Raw genomic sequence first — 19026 nt, 5'->3', positions numbered from 1 at the left:
AGTTGTCACTGCTTAACGTCCAATGGTGTGGACAGGTTGACCGTCGGCATCGCAGCAGGTGGGCTCGCTAGCTTCGCGCTGCTCTATGCCCCACAGCCGGTGCTGCCGCAACTGGCCAACGACTTCAACATCTCGCCTGGCCACGCGGCACTTACGGTCGGCGTTGCCACCGGCGCGCTCGCTGTCGGTGTGCTTCCGCTGTCGATGCTGTCCGAGGTCGTCGGCAGGCGGCCGGTGATTATCAGTTCCGTTGTCATCGCCGCGCTGATCGGGCTTTGTCTGCCGCTTGTCGGCGATTTCCGGCTTTTGGTCCTTTTGCGTGCGGTGCAAGGTCTCGCACTTGCCGGTTTTCCGGCCGTGGCCATGGCATATCTGGCCGAGCAAGGTCGGCTGAAAGCAATCGGAATGCTCATCGCGGGCAATACTTTCGGGGGAATGATCGGCCGGTTGGTCGCCGGTCAGATCGGCACGTATCGCGGCGGCATCGCCGGAGTCGCGATATTCGCCAGCGTCGTGACCGTGTTCATGATCTGGGCGCTGCCGAAGCGAATCGAACCTGTGAAACGGACCACGCGGGGCCTCAGATCAGCGGTCGCCCAACCGATCCTGTGGGCGCTGTACGGCGTCGCGTTCCTCGGCATGGGCACGTTCGTCGCGATGTACAACGCGATCGGGTTCCGCCTGGCCGCGCCGCCACTCGCGCTCAGCCCACAGATCGCCTCGCTGGTCTTCCTCGCGTACGCGGTCGGCGGTGTGAGCTCTGCCGCGCTCGGCCGTGCGTCGAACCGGCACAAAGTCCTCTTTGGAATGCTCGGCCTGACGGCTGTGGGCGCCTTGCTCACGATCCCGACGCAAATCGTGCCGATCGCCATCGGGTTCGTGCTGTTCACAGCGGGATTTTTCGCCGCGCACGCCGCCGCGGGCTCGTGGGTGAACGAGGCCGCTCCGATGAAAGGCCCAGCGTCCGGGCTGTACTCGGCCGCGTACTACGCCGGGGCCTGCATCGGCGGCACGGTCGGAACCGTCATCTACGCGGCGTGGGGCTGGAGCTTGTTGGTGTCCGTGTCGGTGTTGTGGCTGTCGCTCGCTGCCTTGTGCGTGTGGCTGGCCTTCCGGCGAAACACCCGGTCCAGCGCGAAGAACTTGAGCAGGAACACCGGCGCGCCGCTGGCCAGATAGGTCACGACCAGGCCGAACGACCGCCAGCCGCGGTCGTCGATCAAGGGCGCGAGCAGCCAGTCCATCACCGTGGTGATGCCGATGGACAACGCACCACCGGCAGCCGTGACCACGATGTAGGCGACGATTTCCGCCCGCCTGCCAGCACTGCCGACATTTCCCCAAGCCCATCGGCGGATCAGCAGGAAGTGCGGCACGGACCCGGCCAGGAACGCGATGGTGCTGGCTGTCATGGCGTCGGTTTCCCACGCCCAGAACAGCACGAGCAGCACCACTTGACTCAGTGCCGTCGCCAGCAGCGACGCCACCGTGTACCGGGTGAAAATCCGCTTCACCTCTAAAGCATTACCCCTTTTCACTGAGATCGCCTTCAGGGACGACCAACCTGTAGACATCGACAGTCTGCTGAGCGACCGTCGCCCAGGAGAATTCCCGCTCCGCCCTGGCCCGCCCGGCCGCGCCCATCGCGGCTGCTTTCGCGGGATCACCGATCAGCTCGTTGACCTTTTCCGCCAGGCCAGAGCGGAATTCCTCGATGGCGTGCTCGTCGTAGTGGACCAATAGCCCGGTCTCGCCATCGGCGACCACTTCGGGGATCCCGCCAACGTCGGAGGCGACCACAGCTGTGCCGCACGCCATAGCTTCGAGGTTCACGATGCCCAGTGGTTCGTAGACCGATGGGCACACGAACGTCGTCGCGTGGCTCAGGATCTGCCGAACCTCGGCGGGCTGCAGCATCTGCTGGATCCAGAACACGCCCGGCCGCTTCTCCGCCAGCTCGGACACCGCGAGCTTGGTCTCCTCAGCGATCTCCGGCGTGTCCGGCGCGCCCGCGCACAGCACGAGCTGAGCGTCCGGGTCGATCTGATGCCCGGCCGCGATCAGATGCCCGACGCCCTTCTGCCGAGTGATCCGCCCGACGAACGCCACGATCGGCCGCGTCGGGTCGATCCCGTAGTGCTCAAGGGCATCTGTCTCGGTGACCGGGTGATAGGCACTCGTGTCGATCCCGTTGCGCACCACGTGCACGCGCGCCGGATCCAAGGCTGGATAGCAGTCAAGGACGTCCGTGCGCATGCCTTCGCTGACCGCGATGATCGCGTCCGCGGCCTCATACGCGGTTCGCTCGACCCAGGAGGACAACCGATATCCGCCCTTGAGCTGCTCGGCCTTCCACGGCCTGCGGGGCTCCAAGGAATGGGCAGTCACGACATGCGGCACACCGTGCAAGATCTTGCCAAGATGCCCGGCCATGTTGGCGTACCACGTATGCGAGTGCAGCAGATCCACGCCTTCGGTCGCCGCCGTCATCGCCAGATCGACCGACAGGGTCTGCAGCGCCGCGTTGGCGTGTTCAAGGCCAGGCGCGGGCCCGTGCGAGTGCGCATCTGCCCTCGGGCCACCGAAAGCATGCACGTCCACCTCGATCAGCTCACGCAGCCGGGGGACGAGGAAACCGACATGAACACCTGCCCCGCCGTACACCTCAGGCGGGTATTCGCGTGTCAGCAGACCGATTCGCACACTTGGTAACCGTAGTTGCCAATGGTTCGTTCCGGTGAACGTGGCGCCAAACGTCGCGTTTCGATCTGGCCGTGATCGTGGTCAGGACACTAGGGTCCCAACCGTGACAGGCCAGCCGAAGGTGCTCGGGATCGTGCTGGCGGGCGGGGAGGGCAAACGCCTCTGGCCCCTGACCGCCGACCGTGCCAAACCAGCCGTACCGTTCGCAGGCAACTACCGGTTAGTCGACTTCGTACTGTCCAACTTGGTCAATGCGGGCTACCACCGGCTGTGCGTGCTTACCCAGTACAAGTCCCATTCGCTCGACCGGCACATCTCCACGACGTGGCGGTTGTCGAATATCCTCGGGCAGTACGTCACCCCGGTGCCCGCACAGCAGCGCCTCGGCCCGAGGTGGTACACCGGCAGCGCGGACGCGATTTTCCAGTCCCTCAACCTGGTGTACGACGAGCGTCCCGACCACATCGCGGTCTTCGGCGCGGACCACGTGTACCGGATGGATCCGTCCCAGATGGTCGCTCAACACGTCGACTCCGGGCTGGGCGTGACCGTCGCGGGCATCCGCGTGCCGCGCGCGGAAGCGAGCGCGTTCGGCTGCATCGACTCGGACGAATCCGGCAAGATCACGCGCTTCTTGGAAAAGCCCGCCGATCCGCCGCACGTGCCGGGAGACCTGGACGTCACGTTCGCCTCGATGGGCAACTACGTGTTCCGCACAGAGGTACTCCTCGAAGCGCTCCGCGCGGACGCGGCGAACCCGGACTCCGACCACGACATGGGCGGCGACATCATCCCCATGCTCGTGGACGACAACAACGCGGCCGTCTACGACTTCGACAACAACGTCGTACCCGGCGCGACCGAACGCGACCGCGGTTACTGGCGTGACGTCGGGACGCTCGACGCGTACTACGACGCGCACATGGACCTCGTGTCAGTGCACCCGGTGTTCAACCTCTACAACCAGGCATGGCCCATCCGTACGGCCACGCCGCCCCTACCGCCCGCGAAGTTCGTCAACTCGGGTTCCGCCGTGGAGTCCATCGTCGGCCCAGGCACGATCGTGTCCGGCGCTTCGGTACGCGAGTCCGTCGTGAGCGCGGACGTGGTTGTGGACGACGGCGCGGTTGTCGAAGGCAGCGTGCTGCTGCCAGGCGTGCGCATTGGGAAGGGCGCGATCGTGCGCCGGGCGATCCTGGACAAGAACGTGGTCGTGGCCGAAGGCGCCCAGATCGGCGTGGACATCGACGCCGACCGCGAGAAGTACACGGTCAGCGCGGGCGGCGTGATCGTCCTCGGCAAGGGCGCCCAGGTCAGCTGAGCAGGCGCGAAATCCCGTTGCCCCACCTGTTTCCATAAAGGTCACAGGTGGGGAGGAAAAACCATGGGCAGGCGCAGGTCACCGCAGGAGAAGAAGCGGCTGTCGTACTCGAAGGACCGCCGCAACTGGTACGGCGAAAACGACAAGAGCTCGCGGAAGGCCATCGCGCTGCGCAAGCGCCTCCGGCACCGCGCCGCCCGTCACGAGGTCCACCAGGAGCTGGCCTCGGTCATTGGCCAACTCGGCAAGGCCGACGAGCTATTCGTGACCCGGCGCAAACCCGACTACTGGCGCAAGTGGCCGGACGCGCAACTCGGTGCGTACGTGATGGCCCGGCTGGCGGTGCGGGCGCGCAGGGGCATCTCCGAGGCGTCCACCGAGCAGGCCCGGATCGAGCGGATCCGGCGCGCCACCGTGTTCGACCACCTGGAGACGCCGAGCAAGGGAAGCCTCCACTACTAGGGTCTGTTTCGAAAGTCATGGGAGCCACTCGTTGATCGCTGCGATGGTGACCGTGGTTTCGTAGCGAACGGCGAGCTTGTCGTATCTGGTGGCGACGGCTCGGTTTCGTTTGAGACGGTTGATCCCGCACTCGACAGCGTGCCGTTGCTTGTAGATCTCCTTGTCGAATGCGGGTGGTCGTCCTCCGTGTGAGCCCTTGTTCTTGCGGTTGCGGACCTGGTCGGCCTTGTCCGGGATGGTGCAGCGGATACCGCGCCTGCGCAGGTAGGCGCGGTTGGCGCGGGACCCGTAGGCTTTGTCGCCGAGCACCCGATTCGGGCGGCAGCGCGGCCGACCGCGATCCCGCCGGGGTACCCGGATACGGTCGAGCACCACCTGAAACTGGGGCGAGTCACCTCGCTGGCCAGCGGTGATCACGATTGATAAGGGCTTTTGTCCCTGCTCGACCGCCAGGTGAGTCTTGGTCGTCAACCCGCCTCGGGAGCGCCCCAGCCCGTGATCGGCCGGTTCGACCTCGACCCCGCCCGGAGACTCCTTCTGGAGATCCCCTTTTGACGCGCACCAGCCGCGTGCTGGTGCGCACGAGCCACCGTGGAGTCCACGCTGACATCCCAGGTGATCAGGCCCGCAGCGTCCGCGTCCGCCTGCAACGCGACCAGAATCCTCTTCCACGTGCCATCCCGTTGCCACCGCCGGAACAAGCCATACACCGTCTCCCACGGGCCGTAACGCTCCGGCAGATCCCGCCACGGCACACCGGTTCGAACCCGAAACCGGATCCCGTCAATAAGCTTCCGCTTCGCATGCTTCGGCGGCCTGCCAGGCTTCTTGCCCCTGGGCAGCAAGGGTTCCAGCTTCGCCCACTGCTCGTTGGTCAGATCACCACGCCCCACGAATCAAGATCATCTCAAACCTTGATCAACTTGTGAAACAGGCCCTAGGCCGTCTTCGCAGCCACCAGCAGGCCGTCCCCAATGGGCAGCAACACCGGCACCAGTCGCTCGTCCTCCTTGACCAGGCGGGCGACCTCCCGCATAGCGTTCGTGTCCGGTTCGCGGTCCTCAGGATTGGCCACGCGGCCCTTCCACAACACATTGTCGAAGGCGATCACGCCGCCGGGCCTCAGCAACCGCACACCCTGCTCGTAATAGCTCGGATACTCAGTCTTGGCCGCGTCCACGAAAATCAGGTCGTAGCCCGAGTCGGTCAGCCGAGGAAGCACGTCCAGCGCCCGGCCCATGATCAGCCTGGTCCGGCCGGGCGCGACGCCCTCGGCCGCGAACGCGTTGCGGGCAGCCGCCTGGTTCTCCGGCTCAACGTCGATCGACGTCAGCACGCCGTCCGCGGCCATCCCACGCAGCAGGTAAAGGCCACTCACGCCAGCCCCTGTACCCACCTCGACCACGGCTTTCGCTCGTAGCGCTGTGGCAAGGAACCGCAGCGCCGCGCCACCGGCGGCACCGATCGGCACACAGCCGAGCGCCCGCCCACGGGCGCGTGCGGCGCTCACTGTCGCGTCCTCCACTGTCTCGTCCTCGGCCAGGTAGTCCTCGACGTAGTCACGCAGCCCGGCCGGCCATTCGGGGGTCACACCTCGCGAGATTAGCGCCGATTCTGAGACAACCCTCAGTAAACGCGCCGAAGGACGGATTCTCAGGTTCGTCTTAGCTCACTCTCACCCACCCCATAACGCCGTACACGAAGCTATCGACAACAAGGGGAGTCGCACAGCCGAAGTGGGGAACACCGTGAACGAGTCCGTCGTTGAGCAACGTAGTGGGCAGTTGAGTCCGCGGGAGGATACCCACCTGATGAGCGATTCCGACGTCGCGCTGGCGACGCCAGTCGAGCTTGACGACCAGCCGTGGACGCCGCCGACCTGGGACCAGATCGTGCGGGAACACGCTGACCGCGTCTACCGGCTCGCATACCGCCTCACCGGTAACTCGCACGACGCCGAGGACCTCACTCAGGAAACGTTCATCCGGGTGTTCCGTTCGCTGGCGTCGTACAAGCCGGGGACCTTCGAGGGCTGGCTGCACCGAATCACCACGAACCTGTTCCTCGACATGGCGCGCCGCCGTTCGCGGCTGCGCATGGAGGGACTGCCCGACGACACCGACCGGCTCGCGGGCGACGACCCGTCGCCTGAGCAGGTGTGGACGGACGCCCACCTGGACCCGGACCTGCAGGCCTCGCTCGACGAGCTGCCGCCGGAGTTCCGTGCCGCCGTTGTCCTCTGCGACGTGGAAGGCCTGTCGTACGAGGAGATCGGCGCTACATTGGGCGTCAAGTTGGGTACTGTTCGCAGCAGGATTCACCGTGGCCGTCAGGCCCTGCGCGTCGCGCTCGAGCGCCGCCGGGAATTGGCAGGGGAGGCTTCCGCATGACCGATCTGCGCGGGTGGAATCTGCCCGAGCAGCACCTGATGCCGGACGCAGTCGTGGCGTTCGTGGACGGCGAGCTGTCCCCGGGCGCGCGTGACCGCGCGACCGCGCACATGGTGAACTGCTCATGCTGTGCCGCGGAGGTCGCGGCTCAGCGGCAGGCGCGCGCAGCCGTTCGTGCTGCGGATTCCCCGTCGATGCCGGCGTCACTGCTGGCCAATCTGCGGGCGATCCCTCAGAACACCGATCTGCCCGGCATACCCGACAACCTCGCGATGACCAACGACGGCCAGCTTGTGGCCATCCAACGGCCGGATCGCGTCGGCACGAGCAGACCGCTCGGCACCAACGCCGCGTTGGGTTCCCAGCCTCGCCTCGGCCAAGGCCCGAACGTGATCGGCCGCGGTCGTCGCACGGCGCAAGGCGCCGGTGTGGTCGTATCCGGTCTGGTCCTTGGCGCCCTCGCGCTCGTTGCTCCGGCTGGCGGTGCGCCCGGCAGCAGTGGTGACGCCGCTGCTCCCGTCGCACGGGCGCCCAAGGCCCCCGTCTATGTCGCCCCGGTCCTCGTGGCGCCAGGCGGCCCTGTTCTGCGCTGACGTTTCATAGATAGACTTTTCTTCTCTACGGACACGAAGCCCTCGTTGCGACAACGGGGGCTTCGCGGCATGACTAGGTCCTTACTGCGCTTTCACCACCTGACAGGCACTCTGATCACCGATGAGCCAGCACCCTGAGCAAGACCCGACCCCTGAGCCGGACCGGCTCGGTCCGCGCCCGCTGCGCAGGCCGGCGGTCGACCCCGCTCAGGCGGCTGTGTTCGGCAGGCCCGCGGGCGTGGACAGCGCTTTCGCCGGCCGCAACGGCAGCCACCCGGACCCGGCGCTACGCGCGACGCCGCCGCCAGCGGCCGCGTTGACCGAGGCGTTCAGCCGTCCGCCGGAAAACCCCGATGTGGTGCTGCAACGTCCGCCCGGCGAGCAGACCGGCGACGCACAGGGCGACTCGCCGCTGTGGTCGTCGAAGGAAGCGGACCCGTGGCGTGACCCGGGTGCCGGCGCCATGATCGGCCCGCCCGCGCTCGACAAACCCGAGCCAGAGGCGAAGGCCAACGCGGTCAAGGACAGCGGGCAGCTGCTCAGCGTGCCCGAGCTGTTGTTCGGGCGACGCGTGAAGACCAGCGCGCTGATCATCCTCGCCGTCGTCGTGCTGGTGATCGGCGGCGCGGGCGGCGTGGTCGGCTGGGTCATCGCGCGCGCCGGTGACTCGTTGACAAGCGATGTGACGTTGGCCGAGGTGCAGCCAGGCGTGGAGCGTCCGCCAGGCTCAGTCGCCGACATCGCCAAGCGCGTCGCGCCCGCTGTCGTGACCATCGAGGTCATCGGCACGAACGGTGGAGAGACCGGCTCCGGTGCCGTGATCGACGGCCAGGGCTACATCGTGACCAACAACCACGTGATCGAGAACGCGGCAAACGACCCGACGGTGAAGATGACCGCGGTGTTCCCCGACGGCAGCCGCGTCGACGCCAAGCTGGTCGGCCGTGACGCGAAGACAGACCTCGCGGTGATCAAAGTGCAGGTCAACAACCCGACCGTGCTGCAGTTCGGCAACTCCGACGCGGTCGCGGTCGGCGACACCGTGATCGCCGTCGGTTCGCCGCTCGGCCTGTCCCACACGTTCACCGAGGGAATCGTCAGCGCCGTCCACCGCCCCCGCCTGCTGCCTGGCGACGGCGGCGATCCGCCCATCGCGTACGACGCGATCCAGACCGACGCGTCCATCAACCCAGGCAACTCCGGCGGCCCGCTTGTCGACGTGACCGGCGCGGTCGTCGGCATCAACTCCTCGATCCTGGCAGGCGAGGACAAAGGCTCGATCGGTCTCGGCTTCGCCATCCCAGCCAACTCCGCACGAAAGATCGCCCAAGCCCTGATCAGGGATGGCCAGGTCAAACACGCGGAAATCGGCATCAACGCGGTGACCGACGTCAGCGCGGGCAGCTCGCAGGGTGCCCGTGTCGCGAACGTGGCCGAGAACGGCGCCGCCCAGAAAGCGGGCATCCGCGAAGGCGACATCATCACCAAGATCGGCGACCGCATCGTCCGCAACTCACCAGAGTTGACCGTGGCCGTACGAACGTATGACATCGGAGCGAAGGTTCCGGTCACTCTCGTGCGTGACGGCAGAGAGCTGACAATCGAGGTCGTACTGCAGTCCGACTGAGTCGGTAAGCTGAAACTCGACTTGGTGGAGGGTGCGGCATGTTGGACAGCATCGGGTGGCCGGAGCTTCTCGTCCTGTTGTTGGCTGCGCTGTTCATTCTCGGACCTGAACGGCTGCCGTCAGCGGCCGCGTGGATCGGGAAGAGCATTCGCAAGGTGCGCGAGTTCGCCACTGGCGCACGCGACCAACTGCGCAACGAGATGGGCCCAGAGTTCGACGAACTGCGCAAACCACTGGAAAACCTCCGTGAGCTGCGCAGCTTCGACCCGAAACGAATGGTCAGCCAGCACCTGTTCAACGACGAACCAGCCAACGGCACGAAGCCAAACGGCTACACGCCGCCACCCCCAGCTGCCACACCTCCGGCCAGCTCAACGCCTCCGCCGCTCAACCCCGGCGAGAAGCCCCCGTTCGACCCCGACGCCACCTGAATCGGATGCGGGTTTGACCGCGGCGCCAGGGCTCGCAGCGCCAAGCCGCGTGGCCACCCGCTCGTCATGGCCCCTACCCGACAAAGCCCGCCATCAGGGGATCCCTTGTTTTTACGGTAGCGCAGGGGTGCGACAATTTTGGGCCAGCGGTCCCGTGGGCATGCCGCATCGCAACAGCAATTCTCACGGGGGACCCCCGATTTCAACGTTACCCGTGGGGTCTGACAGTTTCGGGCGTCGCAGCCGCCACCTCAAGGTGCCTCGGGTGCCGCAAAGTGCCTCTCACGCTGCGGCAATGGTGGACACACGATGCAGCAACGTGGATTTCACTGTGCCGGAACGGTGGACACGGTGTGCCGGAACGGTGGACACACCCTTCCGGAACGGTGGACACGGCGACCTGAGATGACCGAAACGAAAAACCGCTGCAGCCGCACGGGCCACAGCGGTTCGTGGTGGGGTGTGGCGTCAGCGGCCTGCGGGGGTGACGGAAAGCATGCGACCTGCCAAGCCACGGGCCCGCACGGTCAGCCTCTTCGCGATGTCCTTCAGTACGACGGAAGCCGGGGCCTCGGGCTCCAGCTTGACCAAAGGCGTCCCCGCGTCCCCGCCCTCACGCAGCCGAGGATCAAGCGGCACCTGCCCGAGCAGCGGCACCTCGGACCCAACGGCCCGTGACAGCGAATCAGACACGGTCTGCCCGCCGCCTTCGCCGAAGATGTCCATCCTGGAACCGTCGGGCATCTGCAGCCAGGACATGTTCTCGATCACGCCTGCGATCCGCTGACGGGTCTGCAGCGCGATCGCGCCCGCCCGCTCAGCCACCTCAGCGGCCGCCTGCTGTGGCGTGGTGACCACCAGGATCTCCGCGTTCGGGATCAGCTGGGCCACCGAGATCGCGATGTCACCCGTACCGGGCGGCAGGTCGAGCAGCAGGATGTCCAGATCGCCCCAGAACACGTCGGCCAGGAACTGCTGCAGCGCTCGGTGCAGCATCGGGCCGCGCCACACCACTGGGGTGTTGCCGGGGGTGAACATGCCGATCGAGATCACTTTCACGCCGTTCGCCTGCGGCGGCATGATCATCTGCTCGACCTTGGTCGGCTTACCTTCGGCGCCGAGCATCCGGGGCACCGAGTGGCCGTAGATGTCCGCGTCGACCACGCCGACGGACAGGCCGCGTTCGGCCATCGCGACGGCGAGGTTCACCGTCACGCTCGACTTTCCCACGCCGCCCTTGCCGGAGGCCACGCAGTACACGCGCGTCAACGAGCCTGGTTCGGCGAAGGGGATTTTCGGTTCGTCGCCGCGCAGCGACTTGCGCATCGCGGTGCGCTGTTCGTCGTTCATGACGTCCAGCTCGACTCGTACTTCGCGTACGCCCTCGATCACGGACACCGCGGCGGTCACGTCGCGGGTGATCCTGTCGCGCATGGGACAACCCGCCACGGTCAGGTACACGCCGACGTCGACAAGGCCGTCCGGATGCACGGTGACGTCCTTGACCATGCCGAGGTCCGTGATCGGGCGGTGGATCTCAGGGTCCTGCACGCCCGCGAGGGCCTTACGGACCGCTTCGACAGTGGGTATCACCTTTCTGATGCTACGTCGCATACGACGAAACGCCGTGGTCGCCCTTATCTCGCAGAGCAGTGTCACAGGGCACTGGGCATCTGGTTGCGCGCGTTCCGTAACATCGGGTTGTGCCGGAGTTAGGTGCAACCCGGTTGCCCACCCGAAGCGAAATGGACGCGTGGCGTGCATTCCTGCGTGCGCACGCCAAGGTCACGCGATGTCTTGAGGCGGAATTGCTCGCTGAGCAACGCCTTTCCCTCGGTGCCTACGACGTGCTCGCCGAACTTGCCGAAGCGCCGGACCACTGCCTGCGGATGGCGGAGCTGGCTGAGGCCGTTTTGCTGTCACGCTCTGGCGTGACCCGTCTGGTGGACCGGTTGGAACGCGCCGGTCTTGTCGTACGGGAGCGTGTCGACGGTGATGGCCGTGGCGTGGTCGCGCGGTTGACGTCCGCGGGCGCGTCGAGGTTAGGAGTCGCGTCGCGGACGCATCTGGCAGGTGTCCTACGGCACTTCGTGGAGCTCCTCGACGAGCAAGAGCTGCACACCATAGGCGACTTGTCGCAGCGCGTGGCCGACGCTCAGCCCTGATCCCGCCAAGACGGGTTGTCCTTGATGCTGTCCGCGGACGCACGGCGGCGCGGTTTGGCGTTGAGGTCCTGGCGTAGACGGTCCAGTTCGCTGCGTATGTAGTCGCGCGTCGCGACTTCGCCAACGGCGATTCGCAACGCGGCGAGCTCGCGTGCCAGGTACTCGGTGTCCGCCTTGGTTTGTGCCGCGCGTTTGCGGTCTTCCTCAAGCGAGATGCGGTCACGGTCGTCTTGGCGGTTCTGCGCGAGCAGGATCAACGGCGCCGCGTAGGCGGCCTGCGTGGAGAACGCCAAGTTGAGCAGGATGAACGGGTACGGGTCCCATTCCAGTGACGCGGCCGTCAGGTTCAGCGTGATCCACGCGATCACCAGGAGCGTCTGCCAGAACAGGAACTTCCCGGTGCCGAGGAACCGGGCCAGCCGTTCGGAGAACCGGCCGAACGCCTCGGGGTCGATCTCGAACCGCAGGAACCGGCGCGGCCTGCCGGGCTGGTCGAGCCTGCGGCGGGGCAGCAGCTCAGGCATCGGTGGTGGCCTCCCACAACCCGTTCTCCCGCCAGCCTTCCGGCAGCAGGTGGTCAAGCACGTCGTCAACGGTCACCGCGCCAAGCAGGTGCTCGGTCTCGTCCACAACCGGCGCGCAGACCAGGTTGTACGCGGCGAAATACCTGGTCACCTCGCCGAGGGACGCGGTTGGCGGCAGTTTGGCCAGCTCGGTGTCGAGCACGCCCGCGACCAGGTCGGACGGCGGCTCGCGCAACAAGCGCTGCATGTGCACGCAGCCGAGGTATCGCCCGGTCGGGGTCGCGGAGGGTGGCCGGGTCACGAAGACCATGCTGGCCAAGGCGGGCGTCAGATCGGGATTGCGCACCCGTGCCAGTGCTTCGGCGATGGTCGCGTCCGGCGTCAGCACGATCGGCTCCGGCGTCATCAGACCACCGGCGGTGTTCGACGAGTATTCGAGCAAACGCTTGACCGGCGCGGATTCCTCCGGTTCCATCAGCTCGAGCAGCCGGTTCTTGTCCAGTTCGGACAGCTCGGCGAGCAGGTCGGCGGCGTCGTCGGGATCCATCGCTTCAAGGATGTCGGCCGCACGCTCCTCATCAAGGTGCGCGAGCACGTCCTTCTGGTCCTCCTCGGGCAACTCCTCGATCACGTCCGCGAGGCGTTCATCGTCCAGCGCGTCCGCGATCTCGTAGCGCCGCTTGGGTGGCAGGTCCCGCAGCGCGACGGCGACGTCAGCCGCGCGCATACCCTCGAAAATGGTCAGCAGTTGTTGCGCGCCTTGGGGTTGCGCGGCCAGCTCGAGAACTCCCGGGCCGCGCACGTCTTCCCACCGCACGATCCGGACGGGGCCGCGCCTGCCGAACCGGCCGATCCGCTGGCGGATCGCGACGCGCCCGAGCACCCAGTCGCGGGTACGCGTGGGTTCCATCCCGATGTCCTCGACGATGGCCCTTGCCTCCGTCGCTTCGACCGTGACGTGCGCGTCCAGCAGTTGCCCGACGACCAGGACCTCGTTGGGGCGCTGGTGAAAGTGCCGGAGGTTGACCGATCCGGTCGACAGCGTCACGGCGTTGGCCTCGATCGACGTCACCCGCAGGATGGGGACGAAGATGCGCCGTCTTGTCGCCAGTTCGACGACGACGCCGAGCACCCTCGGCGGCTGGCGGTCGGCTCGTAGCCCGGCGACGATGTCACGGACTCGGCCGATCCGTTCGCCATCCGGCCCGAACACCGCGAGACCGGCGAGCTGACCCGCGAAAACCCGGTTTGTGGCGGCCACGTGATCAGGCTAACCTTGATCATTCACGTGGGTGACGTGTCCGCCTGTGCCGGTTCGGATGTTGATCTTGAGTTGGTTGCTGTGTGGTGATGGTCAGGGTTCGAGCCCGGCCGCCGGTGTTGGCTGGGCGCCGGGTTGGGGGGCGGGCCTTTCAGGTCGAGGGGCAGGGACAGGGGTCATCGAGTTGGTGGTGGCAGGGCCAGCGCTGCCCGGAGGCAGGCGGCGAGAGGGTCGGCCCAGGGCCAGGTTTCCGGGATTTTGATCTTGCGTTTGCGTTGGCCGCGGACGATGCGGGCGGCGGTGTGCAGTAGCCGGTAGCGCAGGGTTTTGGGTTCGGCTTTGGCGAGGGTGCCCTCAAGGCAGAGCAGGCGCAGCCAGGCGAGCAGGTCGATGGCGATGGTGGCGGCCAGACACCAGGCCCGGTTGATCTCGATCTTGGTGGAGGGCAGGTGACCGAGGCCGGTTTGCTTGCCGCAGCGGACGTGGTCCTCGACTCGGGCGTGCGGGCGGTGACGGGCTTCCAGGAACTGGACGGTGGCGCCCGAACCGCTGCCCGGGGTGTTGGTGGCCACCAGTTGGTAGCGCCAGCCGTCGGCTTCTTCGAACAGGGACAACTGTGCGCCGGGGTGGGGTTTCTCACGACGACAGATGATCCGCAGATCGGCCGGCCAGTTCTCCAGTTGGTCCCCGTCGGGGTGGTGACGTAGTAGCGCGGTCAGTTCCACCACGCCGGCTTTGTCCAGCGGCCGAGGATCGCCGTGGTGATCGAGCACTGCCTGCCATGCCTTCGCGGGGACACGGCCGATCGCGGCTCGTTCCCGCGCACCGAGTTCCCAGCCGACGCTGTAGTGCGCCTGCCTGCCTGGCTTGGCGTTCAGCGCGGTGATGTACTTGATGAGACCGTGGGAGGCGCCCGCGCCGTCCACGGTGACTAGAAGGTTCCTTCGATGTTTCGCCGGGATCTGGGCGATCGCGGCGTCGAGGACCTCGAGGTGATCAGCTGTCGTGTTGGATCCGGCGCTTCCTGTGCGCAGCAACAGGGCCAGCGATTCGCCGGTGTTGTCACACATGGCCAGCAGCGGATGATGACCGAAGCTGCCCTTGTAGGTTCCCGCGGCGAGTTGTTTGTCCGAGTGCGCGATCACCAGCGAACCATCCAACCGGACCACCACGGTCGTGCCCAGATCACGGTCGGCCACCCGCGACGGCGGAATCCGGCCGTGCCGTCGCTCGATCAACGACCACACATGCTCGCGGATCCGGGCACGCACACGGGCGATCTTGTTGCGCTGCACCTGACCGACCGCGTCCAACGTGCGCCACAACGTCGGATCTGAGGCGACCGGCCCGAACAGTTCGGCCTGATCGCGCAGGACAGCCAGATCCGACAGGACCCGCCCGCCGTCAGCGATCAACACCGCGGTGTCGGCGAACACCCGGCCACGGTCATGCACCGGCATGAACCCACGCCGCGCCATCGCCCGCGACAAGCCTTCCGTCAACCCGGTGCGGTCGGCCAGCAACCGCACCGCCGCGGTCCCGGCATGACTGACCACGCCACGCCCACCGACTTCTACCGCCAGATCCCGCGACCACCCAGTAACATCCACGTCGAAAGTGCTCCAGAGCTTCATGGGTAAGAACAGGCATTAGCAACCTCATCTTCCCAGCTCAGGAGCACTTTTCCCTGTTCCGACACGGCGCCCGAATCAAGATCGCCATGAATACTCAGGGCTAATGGGCTGCGGGAGGCGACGCGCGTCCGCGTGCTGCCGACAGTCGGTGCCCAGCCGTAGAGTGATCGTATGACCAACCAGCGGCTGGACTCGATCGAGATCGAGGGATTCACCTCGATCTCTTCGGCGCGTGTGTCGCTGGGCGACCTCAACGTCCTGGTCGGTGCCAACGGCGCGGGGAAGAGCAACTTCGTTCGCGCTTTCGAGATGCTCGGCCGAATTGTGGACGGAGAACTGGGGCTTTTCGTTGGCTTCAATGGCGGAGCATCAGCGCTGTTGAACAAAGCAGCGGGCAACTCCAGCGTGCGGCTGCGGCTGAAGGCTTCGCCCAATGCGTACGAAGCAGTTCTAGCCGCCGCTCCGGACGACGAGTTGATCTTCGATTCGGAAACAGTCTCTTTTCAGGGGGAGGGCTACGAGAAGCCCTATCTGGACCGTCTGGGGCGAGGTCACCGCGAGACCCGCCTGCGCGCGTCGGCCAAACCAGTCGCCGACTATGTCGCGGGACTGCTTGAGGGTTGCCGGGTCTTCCATTTTCACGACACAAGTTCGGACGCGCCGGTGAAGCAGTTCGCGTCAACGGCTGACAACTTGAGCCTTCGCCAGGATGCTGCCAATCTTGCGCCGATGCTGCTTGCCTTGCGGGACAATGACAGTGCTGCGTACCGGCGGATCGTCGGCACTGTCCGCCAGGTGGCTCCCTTCTTTCGGGACTTTGTGCTTCAACCTGAAAACGAACGTATCCGGTTGCGTTGGCGGCAGAACGACTCAGACGCGGTGTTCTCGGCCAACCAGCTGTCCGACGGCACATTGCGGTTCATCTGCCTGACGACCCTCCTGCTCCAGCCTCAACTGCCAATGCTTGTCGTACTGGACGAACCGGAGCTTGGGCTGCATCCGTATGCGATAGTCCAGCTGTCCGGGTTGTTGCGGCAGGCCGCCACTCGTAGTCAGGTGCTGATCGCCACGCAGTCGGTGACGCTGATGAACCAGTTCGAACTCGAGGATCTGATCGTGGTCGAGCGAACAAAGACAGGCTCGGCGTTCACTCGGCCAGATCCGGCGGACCTCGAAACATGGATGCATGACTACTCGCTCGGCGAGCTCTGGGAGAAGAACCTGATCGGTGGTCGTCCGATGGGTTCCGCGGCCCATGGCTGATTCTCGTGGGCGGTTGCACCTGCTTGTCGAAGGCCAGACCGAAGAAACCGTGGTGAGAGACATCATCGCGCCTCATCTGACCGCGGTGGGGTGGTGGGTGAACTGGTCGATTGTGAAGACGAAACGACCGGCATCCGGACCGGCGCACAGGGGTGGTCTCGGCAGTTGGCAAAAGTTGGAGATCGAACTTCGCAATCTGCTTCGCGACTCCAGCCTCAAGGTGCTCACCACAGTGCTCGACTATTACGGGTTTCCTCCCGACGCTCCGGGCATGAGCAACAGACCCAACGGGTCAGCTCATGACCGTGTCGATCACGTGGAGCGGGAACTGAGGGCGCATTTCGGCGATGCGAGGTTCTTGCCACACCTGGTCCTGCACGAACTTGAGGCGTGGGTGTTCGTGGCCAATGCCGAGCTGGAGGCGATCAAGGCCTGAGTGAGAAGTTGCGACAGGACATGCGGTCGGCTGGCGGCGCGGAACTGGTGAACGACACACCTTCGAACGCGCCGTCCAAGCGGCTGTCGCGATACCGATCCGACTACATCAAAGTCTCCGATGGCCCGCTGGCCATCGCAGAACTTGGTCTGCCGGCGCTTCGAAAGGAGTGTCCGCACCTGGACAGCTGGTTGACCAAGCTCGAGGTTGACTGACCCTGCCGATCCGTTCGCCATCCGGCCCGAACACCGCGAGACCGGCGAGCTGACCCGCGAAAACCCCGGTTTGTGGCGGCCACGTGATCAGGCTAGTAGGCCGCTGCCGGTAACGCCTGGCGCGGCCCGCGCGTCAAGGTGGGCATGGAACGCGTACAGGATCCGGTCACCCAGTGGTGTGTGCTGATCGAGGAGACGGTCGGGATGGGCGAGGGCCAGCGTTGGAGCGTGTCGCGGATCCGCAAGTTCGACACAAGAGAGGACGCGCTCGCCGCGGCGGAGCAGACGGCACGCGAGTACCAGCCACAGCACCCGACCTTCGCCAAGGCCCGGGATGTCTATCAGATCGGCGTTGACTCGTGGGTCGTATGCGTGCCGGGTGCGACGCGTCAGTACCACTTCCGTGTCTCAGTGGGAAAGAAGGTGTGATGGTGGAAGAGGAAACCAGGCGGGTGCCGCTCGACCGATGGTGCGTCCTGATCGAGGAGACGGTCGGCAGCGCCAGTTACGCGCGGTGGGAGCTGACGAAGATCAAATCGTTCGGCAGTCGTGGCGACGCGTTGACGGAAGCCGCGAATCTGGCCAAGGGCTACGAGCCCGAGCACCCGCCGAAAGGGCGTAGCCGCCGGGTTTTCCGGACGGGCGATGATTTGTGGACAGTGCAGGTGCGCGGCGCGAAGGAGCAGACGTCGCATTTCCGGGTGCTTGTCGCGAAACCGGAGACTGCGTGAGCGCCGGTCTGTTGGCACGATGTGCCAGTGGACATGGGGAGACCGCAAGATCCGATGCAGATGCCGGTACAGGACGACTGGTGCGTACTGATCGAGGAGAACACGGCGGCTGGCGAGTACTCCGTCTGGGCACTCACGCACGTGCGGGTCTTCCGCAGCCGTGCCGACGCGGTGCTTGACGCCTCGATCATGGCGCGCCAATACCAGCCGCGAATACTCGGCAAGATCGTCGGCCGGTGGATTTTCCGGACCGGCGAGGATATCTGGACCGTGCAGGTGCGCGGCAAGGCCGCCTTCCTGACTCGCGACGTCCATTTCCGGATCAGCGTCGCGAAACCTGAGCCGGTGTAAGAAAGGCGCTCTGGCAAGGGAATCGGCGTAGCATCGGCATTACCTGCACGGCAGAGGGTGGTGCCGATGATCATCGAACTTCTCGCCGGAGTTGTCGCACTCGGCGGCGTGTGGCTCGGGTTCTCTGCCCGAGTCGTGAACCAATATGAGCGGGGATTGGTGTTGCGCTGGGGCAAAGTGCATCGCCAGCCGCGCGAGCCCGGGCTGACGATGATGCTGCCGATCGCCGACCGGATGCGGAAAGTCAACATGCAGATCGTCGCGATGCCGGTGCCCGCGCAGGAAGGCATCACCCGCGACAACGTCACGGTCAAAGTCGACGCCGTCGTCTATTTCAAGGTCATCGACCCTGTCCAGGCTGTCATCGGCGTCGAGGATTACCGGTACGCCGTGCGGCAGGTGGCGCAGACCTCGCTGCGGTCGATCATCGGCAAAAGCGAGCTCGACGATCTGCTCGCCAACCGTGAGCGGCTCAACCAGGGGCTCGAGGTGATGATCGACAGTCCGGCGCTTGACTGGGGAATCCATATCGACCGGGTTGAGATCAAAGATGTCGCTTTGCCCGAATCCATGAAACGGTCGATGTCCCGGCAGGCGGAAGCGGAACGGGAGCGGCGCGCAAGAGTTATCGCCGCGGATGGCGAGTTTCAGGCATCTCAGAAGTTGTCCGATGCGGCCGCTGTGATGGCAAACACACCGGCCGCACTGCAACTCCGGCTTCTTGAAACCGTCGTAGAAGTAGCGGCCGAGAAAAATTCGACGCTCGTTTTGCCCTTCCCGGTCGAGTTACTCAGATTCCTGGAAAACGCGGCGAAGGTCACAGGACAATCACAGGAGAAAACTGAGTAATTACTCGGCGTATTCGGTTGCTATGAGCACCGCCACAAAAATGTGTGATCAATTTGCCCGGGGCGGATCA

At 65.6% G+C, this 19026-nt stretch carries 22 protein-coding genes and 1 pseudogene; 15 read left to right on the top strand and 8 right to left on the bottom strand.

All coding sequences use genetic code 11. From position 1 onward, the window contains the following. Positions 1–27 precede the first annotated feature (27 nt). Positions 28–1179, top strand: a complete 1152-nt coding sequence (locus tag LWC34_RS37450) for an MFS transporter (protein WP_233729960.1) — start codon at positions 28–30, stop codon at positions 1177–1179. A gap of 11 nt (positions 1180–1190) precedes the next feature. Here LWC34_RS37450 and LWC34_RS37445 read toward each other — a convergent pair. Both LWC34_RS37445 and glgA read right to left on the bottom strand, forming a co-directional pair. Next, positions 1191–1574 (bottom strand): annotated as a pseudogene (locus LWC34_RS37445) (GtrA family protein); the annotation flags it as partial. Next, positions 1525–2703 (bottom strand): glycogen synthase, encoded by a 1179-nt coding sequence (gene glgA, locus LWC34_RS37440; RefSeq protein WP_233729959.1) that lies wholly within the window; start codon positions 2701–2703, stop codon positions 1525–1527. The pseudogene LWC34_RS37445 and the gene glgA, both read right to left, overlap by 50 nt. Before the next feature lie 103 nt (positions 2704–2806). Between glgA and glgC the strand changes: the two genes are divergently transcribed. Together glgC and LWC34_RS37430 are read left to right on the top strand one after the other, a co-directional pair. Next, complete coding sequence (gene glgC, locus LWC34_RS37435; RefSeq protein ID WP_233729958.1) at positions 2807–4024, top strand: glucose-1-phosphate adenylyltransferase; 1218 nt, start codon at positions 2807–2809, stop codon at positions 4022–4024. A 63-nt stretch (positions 4025–4087) separates the two neighbouring features. Beyond that, complete coding sequence (locus LWC34_RS37430; protein ID WP_233729957.1) at positions 4088–4486, top strand: hypothetical protein; 399 nt, start codon at positions 4088–4090, stop codon at positions 4484–4486. A gap of 15 nt (positions 4487–4501) precedes the next feature. Here the strand turns inward: LWC34_RS37430 and LWC34_RS37425 are convergent. Together LWC34_RS37425 and LWC34_RS37420 are read right to left on the bottom strand one after the other, a co-directional pair. Continuing rightward, a protein-coding gene (locus tag LWC34_RS37425; RefSeq protein WP_233723324.1) for an IS5 family transposase occupies positions 4502–5379 on the bottom strand; the annotation gives its coding sequence in 2 pieces (ribosomal slippage) (positions 4502–5038 and positions 5041–5379; 876 coding nt in all). Between the two features lie 44 nt (positions 5380–5423). Next, positions 5424–6077: an O-methyltransferase gene (locus LWC34_RS37420; RefSeq protein WP_233729956.1), complete on the bottom strand. Its 654-nt coding sequence runs from the start codon at positions 6075–6077 to the stop codon at positions 5424–5426. 217 nt (positions 6078–6294) lie between these two features. Here LWC34_RS37420 and sigE point away from each other — a divergent pair, with 217 nt between their 5' ends. The 4 genes from sigE to tatB all read left to right on the top strand — a co-directional run bounded on the left by sigE (position 6295) and on the right by tatB (position 9527). Continuing rightward, complete coding sequence (gene sigE / locus LWC34_RS37415; RefSeq protein ID WP_284051846.1) at positions 6295–6876, top strand: RNA polymerase sigma factor SigE; 582 nt, start codon at positions 6295–6297, stop codon at positions 6874–6876. Then, positions 6873–7469, top strand: a complete 597-nt coding sequence (locus tag LWC34_RS37410) for a hypothetical protein (RefSeq protein ID WP_233729954.1) — start codon at positions 6873–6875, stop codon at positions 7467–7469. Before sigE ends, LWC34_RS37410 begins: the two co-directional genes overlap by 4 nt. A 121-nt stretch (positions 7470–7590) precedes the next feature. Beyond that, positions 7591–9096 carry a S1C family serine protease gene (locus LWC34_RS37405; RefSeq protein WP_233729953.1) on the top strand — a complete coding sequence of 502 codons (1506 nt, stop codon included), beginning with the start codon at positions 7591–7593 and terminating at the stop codon, positions 9094–9096. Between the two features lie 38 nt (positions 9097–9134). Beyond that, a complete protein-coding gene (gene tatB, locus LWC34_RS37400; RefSeq protein WP_233729952.1) occupies positions 9135–9527 on the top strand; it encodes a Sec-independent protein translocase protein TatB in 393 nt (130 codons plus the stop codon). Between the two features lie 468 nt (positions 9528–9995). On the opposite strand, the gene LWC34_RS37395 is transcribed toward tatB, so the two are convergent. Beyond that, complete coding sequence (locus tag LWC34_RS37395; RefSeq protein WP_372496703.1) at positions 9996–11120, bottom strand: Mrp/NBP35 family ATP-binding protein; 1125 nt, start codon at positions 11118–11120, stop codon at positions 9996–9998. Between the two features lie 152 nt (positions 11121–11272). Here LWC34_RS37395 and LWC34_RS37390 point away from each other — a divergent pair, with 152 nt between their 5' ends. After that, positions 11273–11692: a MarR family winged helix-turn-helix transcriptional regulator gene (locus LWC34_RS37390; RefSeq protein ID WP_233730966.1), complete on the top strand. Its 420-nt coding sequence runs from the start codon at positions 11273–11275 to the stop codon at positions 11690–11692. Here the strand turns inward: LWC34_RS37390 and LWC34_RS37385 are convergent. The 3 genes from LWC34_RS37385 to LWC34_RS37375 form a co-directional block, all read right to left on the bottom strand. After that, on the bottom strand, positions 11683–12216 hold the full coding sequence (locus LWC34_RS37385) for a DUF1003 domain-containing protein (RefSeq protein ID WP_233729950.1): 534 nt from the start codon (positions 12214–12216) through the stop codon (positions 11683–11685). The two genes, LWC34_RS37390 and LWC34_RS37385, sit on opposite strands and share 10 nt — an antisense overlap. Beyond that, positions 12209–13477 carry a magnesium transporter MgtE N-terminal domain-containing protein gene (locus LWC34_RS37380; RefSeq protein ID WP_233729949.1) on the bottom strand — a complete coding sequence of 423 codons (1269 nt, stop codon included), beginning with the start codon at positions 13475–13477 and terminating at the stop codon, positions 12209–12211. The genes LWC34_RS37385 and LWC34_RS37380 overlap by 8 nt, the downstream gene beginning before the upstream one ends. Before the next feature lie 176 nt (positions 13478–13653). Continuing rightward, positions 13654–15111, bottom strand: coding sequence for an IS1380 family transposase (locus LWC34_RS37375; RefSeq protein WP_233722402.1), 1458 nt, complete (start codon positions 15109–15111; stop codon positions 13654–13656). A gap of 171 nt (positions 15112–15282) precedes the next feature. Here LWC34_RS37375 and LWC34_RS37370 point away from each other — a divergent pair, with 171 nt between their 5' ends. The 7 genes from LWC34_RS37370 (at position 15283) to LWC34_RS37345 (ending at position 18956) form a co-directional block, all read left to right on the top strand. Then, on the top strand, positions 15283–16374 hold the full coding sequence (locus tag LWC34_RS37370) for an AAA family ATPase (protein WP_233729948.1): 1092 nt from the start codon (positions 15283–15285) through the stop codon (positions 16372–16374). After that, complete coding sequence (locus tag LWC34_RS37365; protein WP_284051794.1) at positions 16367–16810, top strand: DUF4276 family protein; 444 nt, start codon at positions 16367–16369, stop codon at positions 16808–16810. Before LWC34_RS37370 ends, LWC34_RS37365 begins: the two co-directional genes overlap by 8 nt. A 20-nt stretch (positions 16811–16830) precedes the next feature. Continuing rightward, positions 16831–17025 carry a DUF4276 family protein gene (locus LWC34_RS57300; RefSeq protein WP_284051793.1) on the top strand — a complete coding sequence of 65 codons (195 nt, stop codon included), beginning with the start codon at positions 16831–16833 and terminating at the stop codon, positions 17023–17025. A 144-nt stretch (positions 17026–17169) separates the two neighbouring features. Next, the gene (locus LWC34_RS37360) at positions 17170–17454 is read left to right on the top strand and encodes a hypothetical protein (RefSeq protein WP_233729947.1); all 285 of its coding nucleotides are present in this window, start codon (positions 17170–17172) and stop codon (positions 17452–17454) included. Further along, positions 17454–17756 carry a hypothetical protein gene (locus LWC34_RS37355; RefSeq protein ID WP_233729946.1) on the top strand — a complete coding sequence of 101 codons (303 nt, stop codon included), beginning with the start codon at positions 17454–17456 and terminating at the stop codon, positions 17754–17756. Before LWC34_RS37360 ends, LWC34_RS37355 begins: the two co-directional genes overlap by 1 nt. Positions 17757–17783: 27 nt before the next feature. Further along, positions 17784–18107 carry a hypothetical protein gene (locus LWC34_RS37350; protein WP_233729945.1) on the top strand — a complete coding sequence of 108 codons (324 nt, stop codon included), beginning with the start codon at positions 17784–17786 and terminating at the stop codon, positions 18105–18107. A 66-nt stretch (positions 18108–18173) separates the two neighbouring features. Then, positions 18174–18956, top strand: a complete 783-nt coding sequence (locus LWC34_RS37345; RefSeq protein WP_233729944.1) for a slipin family protein — start codon at positions 18174–18176, stop codon at positions 18954–18956. The last annotated feature ends 70 nt before the right edge of the window (positions 18957–19026 follow it).

Source organism: Kibdelosporangium philippinense (genome assembly GCF_021390435.2).
Taxonomy (GTDB): domain Bacteria; phylum Actinomycetota; class Actinomycetes; order Mycobacteriales; family Pseudonocardiaceae; genus Kibdelosporangium; species Kibdelosporangium philippinense.
Note: the sequence above shows the minus strand (reverse complement) of the source record. Positions and strands in the feature narration are given on the sequence as shown.

Bases quoted from the DNA above. Each gene is read 5' to 3' on its own strand.
- LWC34_RS37410 (WP_233729954.1), top strand. From the start codon at position 6,873: ATGACCGATCTGCGCGGGTGGAATCTGCCCGAGCAGCACCTGATGCCG.
- LWC34_RS37365 (WP_284051794.1), top strand. From the start codon at position 16,367: ATGGCTGATTCTCGTGGGCGGTTGCACCTGCTTGTCGAAGGCCAGACC.
- LWC34_RS57300 (WP_284051793.1), top strand. From the start codon at position 16,831: ATGCGGTCGGCTGGCGGCGCGGAACTGGTGAACGACACACCTTCGAAC.
- LWC34_RS37430 (WP_233729957.1), top strand. From the start codon at position 4,088: ATGGGCAGGCGCAGGTCACCGCAGGAGAAGAAGCGGCTGTCGTACTCG.
- LWC34_RS37355 (WP_233729946.1), top strand. From the start codon at position 17,454: ATGGTGGAAGAGGAAACCAGGCGGGTGCCGCTCGACCGATGGTGCGTC.
- tatB (WP_233729952.1), top strand. From the start codon at position 9,135: ATGTTGGACAGCATCGGGTGGCCGGAGCTTCTCGTCCTGTTGTTGGCT.
- LWC34_RS37385 (WP_233729950.1), bottom strand. From the start codon at position 12,216: ATGCCTGAGCTGCTGCCCCGCCGCAGGCTCGACCAGCCCGGCAGGCCG.
- LWC34_RS37370 (WP_233729948.1), top strand. From the start codon at position 15,283: ATGACCAACCAGCGGCTGGACTCGATCGAGATCGAGGGATTCACCTCG.
- LWC34_RS37390 (WP_233730966.1), top strand. From the start codon at position 11,273: ATGGACGCGTGGCGTGCATTCCTGCGTGCGCACGCCAAGGTCACGCGA.
- LWC34_RS37375 (WP_233722402.1), bottom strand. From the start codon at position 15,111: ATGAAGCTCTGGAGCACTTTCGACGTGGATGTTACTGGGTGGTCGCGG.
- LWC34_RS37345 (WP_233729944.1), top strand. From the start codon at position 18,174: ATGATCATCGAACTTCTCGCCGGAGTTGTCGCACTCGGCGGCGTGTGG.
- LWC34_RS37405 (WP_233729953.1), top strand. From the start codon at position 7,591: ATGAGCCAGCACCCTGAGCAAGACCCGACCCCTGAGCCGGACCGGCTC.
- LWC34_RS37360 (WP_233729947.1), top strand. From the start codon at position 17,170: ATGGAACGCGTACAGGATCCGGTCACCCAGTGGTGTGTGCTGATCGAG.